Raw genomic sequence first — 11,869 nt, 5'->3', positions numbered from 1 at the left:
TCTAATTGCTCCTGCTTGCTAGCGATGAATTGTCTCGACCAGGCCCACACGGCCTAGAGATCAAAAATTCTTCCGGGATTAAGGATGTTCTTGGGATCCAGCGCGCGTTTGATTGCGATCATTGCGCCGATGTCGGCCTGGGTACGGGCGCGGCCAAGCATGGATTTTTTCTTGCGGCCCACCCCATGCTCCGCTGTCACGGTGGTGGTGTAGGCCGGCAACAGGTCATATAACGCTGCCTCTACGCATGCCCGAACGTCATCTGTCGGGCACGGTCCGATGACCGCATGGAGATTGCCGTCTCCTGCATGGCCAAAGAAATACGACTTGATGGGCAGGCCCGTTGATTCCAGATTGCTGCGCGCCGCTGTGACGAACGCATCGTATTGGCTTGCCGGCATGCCCAGGTCAAATCCTGCATAGGGGCGGATATCTCGTTGAATTTCTCCCACCGACTCGCGAATCGCCCACAATGCCTGTCCGTCCTTGATCGAACTGGGCAGGACGATGTCACGAACGATATTTTTGTCGTAGAGCTGTGAGAGCACTTCCTCTAGCTGTGCGCCGATCGCGGTCTCTGATTGACCCTCGACTTCGATCAATACAGCACGCATGCCATCGAATCCTTCTGGCAAACGCCGAACGTCTGCCTTTTCGGACAATGCCGCCTCGACGTACTCGGGCCACATGACCTCGAATGCGGACAACGACTCGCCAAACCCGACCCGGCAACAACGCAGCAACTCATCTACGCCAATCTGAGGCGCGACCGCCAATAACGCAGCCAGCCGTACAGGTGGCGTAGGGACCAATCGGAGCGCGACTTTCGTGATGACTCCTAGCGTGCCTTCGCTGCCGACAAGCAACTGCGTCAACGAGTAGCCGGCATTGTTCTTCACCAATACGTTCGGAGGCCCGATGACCGAGCCATCAGCCAATACGGCCTCGACGCCCAGCACCATATTGCGCATGTTGCCGTACTTGATGACCCTGCAACCGCCTGCATTTGTGGCCGCATTGCCGCCTATCTGACAGGATCCCCGGGACCCCAGATCCAGAGGCAGGGTCCAGCCCTCCTCCTCCACCAGCGCTTGTACGTCGGCGAGGATCATTCCCGACTCCACGACGATCACTCCCGCCTGACGGTCAAAGCTGATCACCTCGCGCAGGTTTTCGAGAGAGAGGATGTGCTCACCATCGCCCGGCGCAGCGCCACCAGACACGCCTGTGCGGCCGCCTTGCAACGCAACGGGGGACCCGTCTTCGTTGCAACGCTTCAGCCATTGCGCCAGGCTCGTCACGCTGCCGGGTTTTTCCAGCGATAGCGGCTGCCCATATCGCGTACCGCTCCAATCATGGAGATATCGTTCGTCAATCATGGACTAGGCTGACCTCCACCTGCAACGCGCGCAACAACCGTTCATTGTTCTGCTCGGACCCGACGGAAGTTCTCAGCCACGCAGGCAAGCCATATCCCCCCACCGGCCGGACGATCAATCCATGCTGTTCCAGTTGTTTGGCCATCGCAGCGCCATTGCCCACGTCTACCAGGACAAAATTGGCGAACGATCGCACATACCGCAGTCCCAGCTCGTCAAAGCCGGCATACAGTTGCTTGAGCCCGAGCTCGTTAACGCTGACGGTCCGGTCCAGAAATTCGGTATCTGATAGTGCGGCAATGGCAGCGGCTTGCGCCATCGCGGTCACCGAGAAAGGCGCGCGCAGACGGCGCAGCATGGCGATTACTGCTGGTTGGGCAACGCCGTAGCCGACCCGCAGCCCTGCCAAGCCATAAGCCTTTGAAAAGGTGCGGGTAACGATGAGATTGGGATACCGCTCTACCAATTCGAGCGAGGTCGGCCCATCGTCCTGAGGCACGTATTCAAAGTACGCCTCGTCCAACACGACAACAATCTGCGCCGGTACTCGAGCCATAAAATCGGCGATTTCTTGCTGTGGCAGTCTAGTCCCAGTAGGATTGCCCGGGTTCGCCAAATAGATCATCGACGTATTGGGACGAATCGCGTCCAGGAGCGCCGATGTCGAAACAGTGAAATTCGGCGACGGCACCTCGATGGCCTCTGCGCCAACGCGCTGGACAGCATTCACGAATGCCTGGAATGAGTATTGCGTGTAAACCGCTGACCGCTCGGCAGAAAGAAAGGCTGCCGCCGCAATGCCAAGCACGCTCTCTGAACCAGCACCAATCACAATCTGGCCTGGCGCGACATTCAGCGCCTCGCTCAATGCATCGAGTAGCAAGGTGCAGTCATTATCCGGATACAGCGACGGGTCTATGGCCGCTTCCCGCATGGCCGCCAATGCCAGCTCGCTGGCACCCAATGGGTTTTCGTTTGAGGCGAGCTTGGCGATTTTCTCGACCGGCATGGCCAAGCGTCTGGCCAGGTCCTCGATCGGCAGACCCGGTACGTAGGCCTTCAGGCCGGCAATATGATCGGGAACATTCGGAGCATATGACATGTAACGACACCATTATTATTCGGAGAGTAAAGCCGGATTCCTCGATGCCCTGCTCCTGAACATCGAGCTTATCGGGTGAATGGAATACGGCGACCGGTATGGCATCTTCCCGATCTGCGGCCGCCCACGTCAACGGCAACTCGGCTATCGTGATTCCTAACGGCAATCGCCTTGGACGTCGTATGATCGCGCTATCGCTCCCTCTCTAAAGGATGATTGGCGTGGCCATGACACTGCAGCAACTTCGCGACTTTCTCGCCGTGATAGAACACGGCGGATTTCGCGCGGCGGCACGATCACTGAACGTTTCTCAAGGGGGGCTGACCAAGAGCGTGGCCAAGTTGGAAGACGACTATTCGGCCATCCTTGTCAGGCGCGACGCCAAGGGTCTGCAACTCACGCCCGAGGGGGAAGCCTTTGCCCCCATGGCCCGCGCCGTGGTGCTGGAGGCTGACCGGGCGTCGGCCTGGCTGTTGCAAACCAGCGAACGGCTGCGTCCCACTATCAATGTGGGCGTATCCATTGACCCCGCGCTCAGGCTGGCCCCCACGGTCTTCAGCGATTTTCGGCGCAGCAATCCCAATGTCGCGCTCCACATCACGCATTCGATCACCAGCGACCTGCTCGTGCAGCTGCGCGATAACCGTATCGAATTGGCGCTGATTCGTATCCCACCCTCATCATCACCCGAACTGTCAGACGACATTCACGTCGAGCCCCTGTATGACGGCGAACCCGTGATCCTGGCCAGAGCGGGCCATCCGCTGAACGACGTGGTCGGCGTCAGCGCATTGACGGCCTACGATTGGATTGTCGTGGGCGGCGCGCCGGACGAGAAAACCGGCGACGCGAGTCTGGTCGAACTGTTCGACAACTTCAATATTGGCCGCCCCAAGGTCGCTGCTTATTCGTCGTCGCTGTTTGATGCGGTATCGCTATTGTTGAATTCCGATTATCTCGCCCGGTTGCCGGGTGTTGTACTGCAACATCCGCTCGTCAAAGGCAAACTCAAGGCGATCAAACTCAATGAGCCCGCCGCCAAGTACAAAGTCGCGCTTGTCTACAAATCAGGCCGCAAACTCAGCCGGGAGGCCCAACGGTTGAGTGCCATGATTTCGTCCTTTGTGAGGATTGACGCAGCGCGCAATAGCCAGCGCACATAAGGCCACGGATCATCTCTTTTGCCGGCCAGGTTTGGCCAGCAGCTACGCGGTACACCGTCTCCAGTATTCCAAATTCTCATCGCGATCACTGTGACGCGATTGACGCTCTGAGTGCCCAAAATCCAGAATTTGCGACGGCGATTATTCGTCAAGAAAATTCTAATTTAGGGACAAACATGCATATCCACGCAACGACCTCAACGGTGAACAAACAGAAACCGTGGAAAGTGATTCTCTCTGCCACGATAGGCAATGCGCTCGAGTGGTATGACTTTATCGTCTACGGCTTTCTCGCCGCTGCCTTGAGCCGTAATTTCTTTCCCCAAGACGACCCCAAGGCGGCGATTCTGCTCACTACGTTGAGCGTCGGCATCGGATTCGTGGCCCGCCCGCTGGGCGCGATCCTGCTGGGAATCTACGCGGACCGCGTGGGTCGTAAGCCTGCCATGATGCTGGTCATCGGCCTGATGTTCATTTCCACGGCCATGATCGCATTTGCGCCGACCTACGCCCAGGCCGGGATCTGGGCGACATTGCTGGTCGCTTGTGCTCGATTGATTCAAGGCTTTTCCGCCGGCGGTGAATTCGGCACGGCAACGTCATACCTGATCGAATGCGCCCCGGCGCATCGCAGGGGTTTTTACGGCAGCTGGCAGATGTTTGCACAAGCTTCCGGTGCTTTGCTGTCGACGATCGTCGGCGCGCTGCTATTTCAGTTCTACAGCCAGGCCGAGGTCGATGCCTGGGCATGGCGCCTGCCATTTTTCCTGGGTCTGTTGATCGGGCCTGTGGGCCTGTACATCCGGCGCCATCTTCACGAGGCCGACGAATTCGTCCAGACCAAGAAACAACACGTTCCGTTCAACGTGCTGTGGAATCAACATCTGACGGATCTGTTCGGCGCGACCGCTCTCAGCGCCGCCATCAATGTCATGTCTTATGTGATCATCACCTATCTGCCGCTCTATGCCAAACAAACGCTGGGCATGAGCCAGGAGGATGCCTTTCTCGCCTTGTTTATCGCCGTGGCCCTGCGGATGGTGCTGATCCCGCTATTTGGTCTGTTGTGCGATCGACGCAGCCGCAAGAGCATCATGGTCTGGTCGCTGCTCTTGTTTGTCATCACGATCTATCCGGCATATAGCTATATCCTGGACAATCCGCGGTTTGTTCCACTTTTGCTCGTCGAACTCTGGTTCGCGGTGTTGATTGCTGCAGCCTATGCACCCAGTCCCACCTATTTGTCGGAGATGTTTCCTCCCCAGGTCCGCGCCACGGGGCTGTCGATTTCCTACAACGTGGCCGCTACGATCTTTGGCGGATTCTCGCTGTTCTTCGTTACTTATATCCAACAGGTGACCGGCAGCAAATTTGCTCCTGCGCACTATTCGTTTTTCTTCTTTGCCATCGCATTGCTAGTATTGCTGACGCGGCGCGACAATGCTGCAGACAAGAATGCCGCAGGCTCACACCCGACGACACAAAGCGCAAATGCCGCTACTGACAATCACATGACCATCACATCAACTTAAAACCCCGCCGATCACATACACGGCCTCAAAAGAATGCCCCGGGACCATACGGAACCGGGGCATTTTCATGTATATCGTTCAAAAAAAAGCTATTTCACTTCACCTCGGGCAACGCACCTTCTGATCCTTGTTTAGTGTGCGTCACATGGCTCCTACGGCCTTGACCACGCCGCCCCACTTTTGAGTCTCCTCATTGATATAAGCGGAGAACTCCTTGGGACCAAGGTAGGCCGGTTCTACAGCCAACGTTGAAAACTCAGATTTGACTTTGGGGTCGGCCAATATCGTTTTTAGTTGTGATGACACTTTATTCACGATGTCGTCAGGTGTCTTGGCCGGGGCGAACACACCCAGCCATCCGCCTGCGGAATATTCCGGAAATCCCGATTCGGCAATCGTGGGAACCGTGGGTGCGTCTAACGCACGGCGGGCACCCGTCACGGCCAACGCCGTTACTTTGCCGGCCTTGATCGCACCGATGGCAGACGTCAAATCCACAATAGCCAGCGGTATCTGTCCGGCCATTACATCCGTCAATGCAGGTGCGCTGCCTCGATATGCGACGGACACCATATCTGCTTTGGCCTGTGAGGCGAAGAGTTCGCCCGCCAAATGATGCGATGTGAACTGGCCTGATGTGCCATAGCTCAATCCGCCGGGTTGATGCGAAGCAGTGATCACCTCTTTCAGACTTTTCAGGCCAGATTTCCCGCTGGCGACCAACACCAGAGGGATATCCGCCACTTTCGACACCGCACTCAATTGCGTATCGGGGTTCAGAGGAGCAGCATCCGGCAAATGCCGATTGACGGAAATCGCGCCGGTCGCGCCAATACCCAGGGTATAGCCATCCGGCTTTGCATGCGCCAGGGCGATCAGGCCGGTTGTTCCGCCTGCGCCTGCGCGATTCTCCACGATCACGGTCTGCCCCAGGGACTGCGACAGTTGCCGCGCGATCAGCCTCGCCACGCCATCCGCGGAGGCACCCGGCGCAAAGGGGGCAATCAATGTGATGGGCTTGTTCGGGTAAGCCTGTGCACTGGCCACGCCTGCGCTACAGAGCAACGACATTCCTATCACCGCATGAATACACACTTTAATTTTCACGATCTTGTCTCCGTGTTGTTGTGACTACTGATTTTTAGAATCGACGCTCACGCGCCCTTGATCAAAGACCCATCGAGTTCTTTGATTTTGTTTGCGCCAAGCAAAGTCATCGCCCTGCGCATTTCATCTTCAAAAATCTTGAGAACATCCGCCGCGCCTGCCGGCCCGCGCGCGGCGATACCGTATAACGTGGCGCGCCCCAGCCAGACACAGTGCGCGCCCATGGCCAACGCTTTCACGGCCTCGCTGCCGCGGCGAAAGCCACTATCGATCATGACCTTTACGGTGGACCCCACCGCGCGCACGATTTCCGCCAGTATCCGCATCGGGCTCTGCGCGCCATCCAGCTGCCTACCGCCATGATTCGACACCACGATGGCGTCGGCACCCATGTCCCGCGCCAGCAGCGCATCCTCCACGCACTGGATACCCTTAACGATCAACGGCCGATCCCAGTTCTTGCGCAACCAGGCCATATCGTCCCAGCCGATTCCTCGTTTCAGATGCTCTTCCATGATGAAGGGCGTTTTTCGCGAATACGGAAAATTCGCCAAATGGGGTTCGCCGTTCAGAAGCATCTGGATCGTCCATAGCGGATGTCTTGCGAAATCCAGGATCTTGCGTGCGTCCAAGTGCAATGGCAGACGAGCTCCCCCTCGAATGCTCGCCTCGCGTTTTCCCGCGCAAGGCGTATCGACTGTCAGGACGATCGCCTCATAGTCGGCGTCCCAGGCGCGCTGCAGCATCGCCGCCGTCGCGGCCTGGTCCTTGAGCAAATAGAGTTGAAACCACCGACTGCCAGCTGGGTTGCTGCGTCTCGCAACGTCCTCGATAGACATCGTCGATGCCGTCGACAGCACAAATGGGATTCCTGCTGCGGCCGCACAGTCTGCCAGTCCCAGATCCGCGTTGGGCCAGAACAACCCGGCAAAACCAGTAGGGCCAATCACCAGAGGCAGTCTCGACGCTTTCCCGAAGGTTTCCACCGACAAATCGATCTCGCCCAGCGACGTTCCTCTCAGTACTCTGGGTTGAAACTGAATCGCTGCCAGCTGTTCCCGGTTCATCCGGCACGTGATCTCATCCTCTGCGCCGGGATCCAGATAATCAAAGGCGATCCTTGGCAGGCGACGGGACGCCTCTCGACGATAGTCCTCCGTGTTTACAAACGTCCTCATCTGCTCAGTACACCGATTGAGATGTACTAACGGGCGCAACACCCTTGAACTCACCTACTAGCTGTCGCGCGGCCTTTACCAACAGCGTCGTATCAACTCCTACAGCCACAAACACCGCGCCGGCTTCGATATAGCGCTTGGCCAACTCGGTATCGGCACACAGAATGCCCGCCGCTTTACCGGCTGCTCGCACTCGCTTGATCCCTTCGACAATGGCGTTTTGCACGTCGGGATGATTCGGCTGCCCCAGATGTCCCAGAGAAGCCGACAAATCCGCCGGTCCGAAAAACACGCCATCGACACCGTCCACTGCCGCGATCTCGTCCAATGCATCCAGTCCAGCCCGGGTTTCGACCTGCAGCAGTACGCACATCTGCTCGTCCGCTTTGTGCAGATACTCGGGAATCTGGTTCCAACGCGAGGACCGGGCCAATGCGCTGCCTACGCCCCGAATGCCTCGTGGCGGATACCGGGTAGCCGCCACCATTTGCGCGGCCTGCTCTGCGGATTCGATCACCGGAATCAACAAGGTCTGCGTCCCGACATCCAATATCTGCTTGATCAGCGGAACATCGCCAATCACCGGACGGACGATAGGATGTACGGGATAAGGGGCAACCGCCTGCAACTGAGCGAGCACCTGACGCACATCGTTGGGCGCATGTTCCCCGTCGATCAACAGCCAATCAAATCCGGTCCCGGCGAGTGCCTCGGCCGCATAGGCATCCGCCAACCCTACCCACAAGCCTATCTGCAGCTTTCCCTCGCGGATGGCTTCCTTGAAAGTATTACGCGCGATATCCATGCCATCCCTCACACAAAGCGGAACTGCAGTTTGCCGAGCGCGCCGTAATCGGCCTCGAATTCATCTCCGCGACGCGCGGCCACCGGACGAGTAAAGGAGCCGGCAAGCACGATCTGCCCGGGCTCCAGGCGCTCGCCCCATGGTGCGAGCTTGTTTGCCAACCATGCCACGCCAACGGCGGGATGGCCTTGAACGCCTGCGGCCAGACCCGTTTCTTCCACCACCCCGTTTTGCCGCAACACCGCGCCACACCAAGGTAGATCCACCGCCCCGGGTTTGACGCGCTTGCCGCCAATGACGACACCGGCATTCGCAGCGTTGTCGCTGATCGTGTCGAACACCTTGCGCATTACCTTCGTGTGACGATCGAGCTGCTCTATGCGGGCATCGATGATCTCGATGGCCGGCGTGATGTAGTCCGTGTTGTACAAAACGTCCTCGAGCGTGACATCAGGCCCAGCCAGAGGATGTTTCAACACAAACGCCAACTCGACCTCGACCCGTGGCGCAATGAACTGGTCCATGGGCAGATCCAGTACACGTCCCGGCTGACACGTAAAAAGCATGCTGTCCAGCAAGGTGCCGAAGTCCGGCTCATCGATCTGGCTCGCCTGCTGCATCGCGCGCGAGGTCAAGCCAATCTTGTGGCCGATGACTTTGCGTCCCTCTGCCTGCTGCAACGCGACCCAGGCGCGGCTGATCCGATAGCCGTCTTCCAGGGTCATCTCCGGATAGCGTTTGGAGAAATGCTCAACTTGCACCCGGCTTTTTTCCGATTCGTGCAGCGATTCGGCCAGCGATTGAATCAGGGTATCGCTCAACATCATTTGCCTCCTTGTTGAAACAGCGGGTGCAGGTTTCCGAACTTGGCGTCGAATACCTCCGGCCCGACATCTATCTGAAACGTCAGCCCGACTCTGCCTCTCGCCATCAACGGACTCAGTTGTTCCTTGGCCACCGCAGTGATCGCCTGTCCGGCGTGTTCGATGGTTTCCGGTGTACGGCCGCGTCCCATACGCAAATTGAGATAGACAAAGCCATACTCGCCTGACTCACCCGCCGCGCGGCCCGCCTCACCGGCATCGGCGATCGCGTGATACGCCGCCGGGTACGCCAGCACACGGATTCCGCCTATTGGAAAAACGGGCTTTCCAGCATCATCCTTTACCTCGCGCATCGCGCCCGCCAGAGCGCGGCATACCGCGCTCATGTCCAGCTCACGTTCCAGGTTGCCGGAATAAAGCATCACCAAATGCGGCATCTCAGCCTCCTAGCGGCGTTACGGGAAAGATCGCATTGATCTGCCCTGTGCCCGAGCTGCCGAAGTACGGCGTCACGACCTCGGCAGGCGCCCTATAGTCCGTCCATCCGAGCGCGCCCAGCAGCATGGCGGTATCGTGCATGCCGCCCTCGCCCCAGCATTTCTCGTTGTACAGATTCAGCATGGGGCAAAAGGTCTGCCAATCGCCGCGTTCCCACAACTCGACGACACGGCGATCGACCTGTTCCAGAAACGGATCCCAGACCTTATGCATATACTCTGGCGCGGTGCCGTTCTCGGCGAAATGATGGCTGAGCGAGCCGCTGGCCAGAATGGCGACCGTGCCGTCGTAGCGTTCTTCTATCGCTTGACGCACCGCACGCCCAAAGCGCACGCTCGTGGGCAGGTCATGCCACACGCACCACCCGGAGATGCTCACGACCTTGAAATGCTGGTCCTGGTTCATGTAGCGCATCGGGACCAGCGTGCCGTATTCCATTTCCAACGTGGTGTCGCTATGCGCACGTGTGGCAATCCCCTGCTCGTTAGCAACATCCGCGATCAAATGACCCAACTCAGGATTCCCGGGATACTCATACGAGAGATTCTTGATGAAATGCGGCAGCTCGTTGCTGGTATAGCAGCCGGAAAAACGGGGTGCGCAATTGATGTGGTATTCGCTGTTCACCAACCAGTGCACGTCGAACACGACAATCGTATCTACACCCAGCTCACGGCAGCGTCGGCCTATTTCGATATGGCCGTCAATGGCGGCCTGGCGGCATCCTTTGTTCGGGCCATCCAATTCACTCAGATACATCGAGGGCACGTGTGTGATCTTGGCGGCCAGGGCTAGCTTTCCCATCGTCAGACTCCCCAGTGAGGAATGTGATGGCCACCGAGCGATACCGCTACGTTCTTCGGTTCGCAGAAGACTTCGTAGCTCCAGGTCCCGCCTTCGCGACCGGTGCCCGAGGCCTTGGTTCCGCCGAATGGTTGGCGCAGATCGCGTACGTTCTGGCTATTGACGAAGCACATACCAGCCTCGATCGCCGCGGCGACGCGGTGTGCACGGCCGATGTTCTCCGTCCACACATAGCTGGACAAGCCATACTGTATGTCGTTGGCCAACTCGATCGCATGCGCCTCGTCGCGAAAGGGAATCAGGCAGGCGACGGGGCCAAAGATCTCGTCTTGCGCGATCTTCATGCGGTTGTCGACATCGGCAAAAACCGTGGGCCATACATAGTTGCCATTGCGTACACGCTCGGGCAGGTCTGGCGCATAGGACGGCTGATCCAACCCGCCACACAACAGGGTCGCGCCTTCTTTCGGGCCGAGCTCGATATAACCGCGAACCTTGGCCAGATGCGCTTTGCTGATCAACGGGCCGACAATGGTTTTCTCGTCCAGCGGGTCGCCCACAGTAATACGGCGCGCGCGCTCAGTGAATTTCTGTACGAAATCCGCGTAGGCGTTCTGCTGAATCAAAATGCGGCTGCCCGCCGTGCAACGTTGGCCGTTATTGGAGAAAATCATGAAAATCGCGGCATCCAGGGCGCGATCCATGTCCGCATCGTCAAAAATCACAAAAGGACTTTTGCCGCCCAGCTCCATGCTGAACTTTTTCAGCCCGGACGCCTGCACGATGCGATTGCCCGTCGCGGTCGAGCCCGTGAACGACACGGCACGCACATCGGGATGCGCCACCAGCGGCTCGCCCGCATCGCGGCCATAGCCGTGCACCAGGTTCAGGACACCCGCAGGAATTCCCGCCTCCAGTGCCAGCTCGCCCAACCGCGCCGCTGTCAGCGGCGAGAGTTCACTCATCTTCAGCACGGCAGTGTTGCCAAAGGCCAGGCAGGGTGCGACCTTCCAGGTGGCCGTCATGAACGGCACATTCCATGGGCTGATCAAGGCGCAGACGCCCACCGGATGGAAAAGCGTGTAATTCAGATGCGTCGGCGTCGGGTACGTATGACCATCGACCCGAGTGCACATCTCGGCGAAATACGAGAAATTGTCCGCGGCGCGCGGGACTAACTGCTTGCCAGTCTGCGCGATCACCTGTCCACAATCATTCGTCTCGGTGCGGGCCAACTCGGGCACATTGGCAGTGATGAGCTCGCCTAATTTACGGATCAGGCGGGCACGCTCTGGCGCGGGAGTGGCGGCCCATTTCGGGAAGGCGTTCTTGGCGGCGCTCACGGCCGCATGCACCTCGGCCTCGCCACCAGCGGCGACTTCGGCCAGGACTTCCTGTGTAGCGGGGTTGATCGTCTCGAAATACTGCTTGCTCTCGACAGCCTTGCCGTCGATCAGATGTTGAATGTGCATTTTTT

General features: G+C 58.3%; 11 protein-coding genes. 2 read left to right on the top strand and 9 right to left on the bottom strand.

Going from position 1 to position 11,869, the window contains the following annotated elements; translation table 11 throughout:
- Positions 1-53: 53 nt before the first annotated feature.
- On the bottom strand, positions 54-1,379 hold the full coding sequence (locus ACNA0J_RS18600; protein ID WP_415820339.1) for an FAD-binding oxidoreductase: 1,326 nt from the start codon (positions 1,377-1,379) through the stop codon (positions 54-56).
- Positions 1,372-2,481, bottom strand: a complete 1,110-nt coding sequence (gene hisC, locus ACNA0J_RS18595) for a histidinol-phosphate transaminase (RefSeq protein ID WP_415820338.1) — start codon at positions 2,479-2,481, stop codon at positions 1,372-1,374. Before hisC ends, ACNA0J_RS18600 begins: the two co-directional genes overlap by 8 nt.
- Positions 2,482-2,708: 227 nt before the next feature.
- Between hisC and ACNA0J_RS18590 the strand changes: the two genes are divergently transcribed.
- Both ACNA0J_RS18590 and ACNA0J_RS18585 read left to right on the top strand, forming a co-directional pair.
- Positions 2,709-3,644 (top strand): LysR family transcriptional regulator, encoded by a 936-nt coding sequence (locus tag ACNA0J_RS18590; protein WP_415820337.1) that lies wholly within the window; start codon positions 2,709-2,711, stop codon positions 3,642-3,644.
- Between the two features lie 176 nt (positions 3,645-3,820).
- On the top strand, positions 3,821-5,176 hold the full coding sequence (locus ACNA0J_RS18585) for an MFS transporter (protein ID WP_415820336.1): 1,356 nt from the start codon (positions 3,821-3,823) through the stop codon (positions 5,174-5,176).
- 141 nt (positions 5,177-5,317) lie between these two features.
- Here the strand turns inward: ACNA0J_RS18585 and ACNA0J_RS18580 are convergent, their stop codons facing one another.
- From ACNA0J_RS18580 to hpaE, 7 genes are read right to left on the bottom strand one after another with little or no spacing between them, the layout of a single operon-like run.
- On the bottom strand, positions 5,318-6,283 hold the full coding sequence (locus ACNA0J_RS18580; protein ID WP_415820335.1) for a Bug family tripartite tricarboxylate transporter substrate binding protein: 966 nt from the start codon (positions 6,281-6,283) through the stop codon (positions 5,318-5,320).
- Positions 6,284-6,330: 47 nt separating this feature from the next.
- The gene (locus ACNA0J_RS18575) at positions 6,331-7,461 is read right to left on the bottom strand and encodes an alpha-hydroxy acid oxidase (RefSeq protein WP_415820334.1); all 1,131 of its coding nucleotides are present in this window, start codon (positions 7,459-7,461) and stop codon (positions 6,331-6,333) included.
- 4 nt (positions 7,462-7,465) lie between these two features.
- The gene (hpaI, locus tag ACNA0J_RS18570; RefSeq protein WP_415820333.1) at positions 7,466-8,266 is read right to left on the bottom strand and encodes a 4-hydroxy-2-oxoheptanedioate aldolase; all 801 of its coding nucleotides are present in this window, start codon (positions 8,264-8,266) and stop codon (positions 7,466-7,468) included.
- An 8-nt stretch (positions 8,267-8,274) separates the two neighbouring features.
- Positions 8,275-9,090: a 2-oxo-hept-4-ene-1,7-dioate hydratase gene (gene hpaH, locus ACNA0J_RS18565; RefSeq protein WP_415820392.1), complete on the bottom strand. Its 816-nt coding sequence runs from the start codon at positions 9,088-9,090 to the stop codon at positions 8,275-8,277.
- The gene (locus ACNA0J_RS18560) at positions 9,090-9,527 is read right to left on the bottom strand and encodes a 5-carboxymethyl-2-hydroxymuconate isomerase (protein ID WP_415820332.1); all 438 of its coding nucleotides are present in this window, start codon (positions 9,525-9,527) and stop codon (positions 9,090-9,092) included. The genes hpaH and ACNA0J_RS18560 overlap by 1 nt, the downstream gene beginning before the upstream one ends.
- Before the next feature lies 1 nt (position 9,528).
- Positions 9,529-10,392, bottom strand: coding sequence for a 3,4-dihydroxyphenylacetate 2,3-dioxygenase (hpaD, locus tag ACNA0J_RS18555; protein WP_415820331.1), 864 nt, complete (start codon positions 10,390-10,392; stop codon positions 9,529-9,531).
- A 2-nt stretch (positions 10,393-10,394) separates the two neighbouring features.
- Positions 10,395-11,864, bottom strand: a complete 1,470-nt coding sequence (gene hpaE, locus ACNA0J_RS18550) for a 5-carboxymethyl-2-hydroxymuconate semialdehyde dehydrogenase (protein WP_415820330.1) — start codon at positions 11,862-11,864, stop codon at positions 10,395-10,397.
- Between the last annotated feature and the right edge of the window lie 5 nt (positions 11,865-11,869).

It is taken from the genome of Bordetella tumbae (genome assembly GCF_965139195.1).
GTDB lineage: Bacteria > Pseudomonadota > Gammaproteobacteria > Burkholderiales > Burkholderiaceae_B > Bordetella_A > Bordetella_A tumbae.
The sequence above is the reverse complement of the archived record's forward strand: the minus strand, read 5'-3'. Positions and strand labels throughout refer to the sequence as shown.

Excerpts from the sequence above, each read along its gene's own strand:
- hpaH (WP_415820392.1), bottom strand. The coding sequence starts at position 9,090 with ATGTTGAGCGATACCCTGATTCAATCGCTGGCCGAATCGCTGCACGAA.
- hisC (WP_415820338.1), bottom strand. The coding sequence starts at position 2,481 with ATGTCATATGCTCCGAATGTTCCCGATCATATTGCCGGCCTGAAGGCC.
- ACNA0J_RS18585 (WP_415820336.1), top strand. The coding sequence starts at position 3,821 with ATGCATATCCACGCAACGACCTCAACGGTGAACAAACAGAAACCGTGG.
- hpaE (WP_415820330.1), bottom strand. The coding sequence starts at position 11,864 with ATGCACATTCAACATCTGATCGACGGCAAGGCTGTCGAGAGCAAGCAG.
- hpaD (WP_415820331.1), bottom strand. The coding sequence starts at position 10,392 with ATGGGAAAGCTAGCCCTGGCCGCCAAGATCACACACGTGCCCTCGATG.
- hpaI (WP_415820333.1), bottom strand. The coding sequence starts at position 8,266 with ATGGATATCGCGCGTAATACTTTCAAGGAAGCCATCCGCGAGGGAAAG.
- ACNA0J_RS18600 (WP_415820339.1), bottom strand. The coding sequence starts at position 1,379 with ATGATTGACGAACGATATCTCCATGATTGGAGCGGTACGCGATATGGG.
- ACNA0J_RS18560 (WP_415820332.1), bottom strand. The coding sequence starts at position 9,527 with ATGCCGCATTTGGTGATGCTTTATTCCGGCAACCTGGAACGTGAGCTG.
- ACNA0J_RS18590 (WP_415820337.1), top strand. The coding sequence starts at position 2,709 with ATGACACTGCAGCAACTTCGCGACTTTCTCGCCGTGATAGAACACGGC.
- ACNA0J_RS18575 (WP_415820334.1), bottom strand. The coding sequence starts at position 7,461 with ATGAGGACGTTTGTAAACACGGAGGACTATCGTCGAGAGGCGTCCCGT.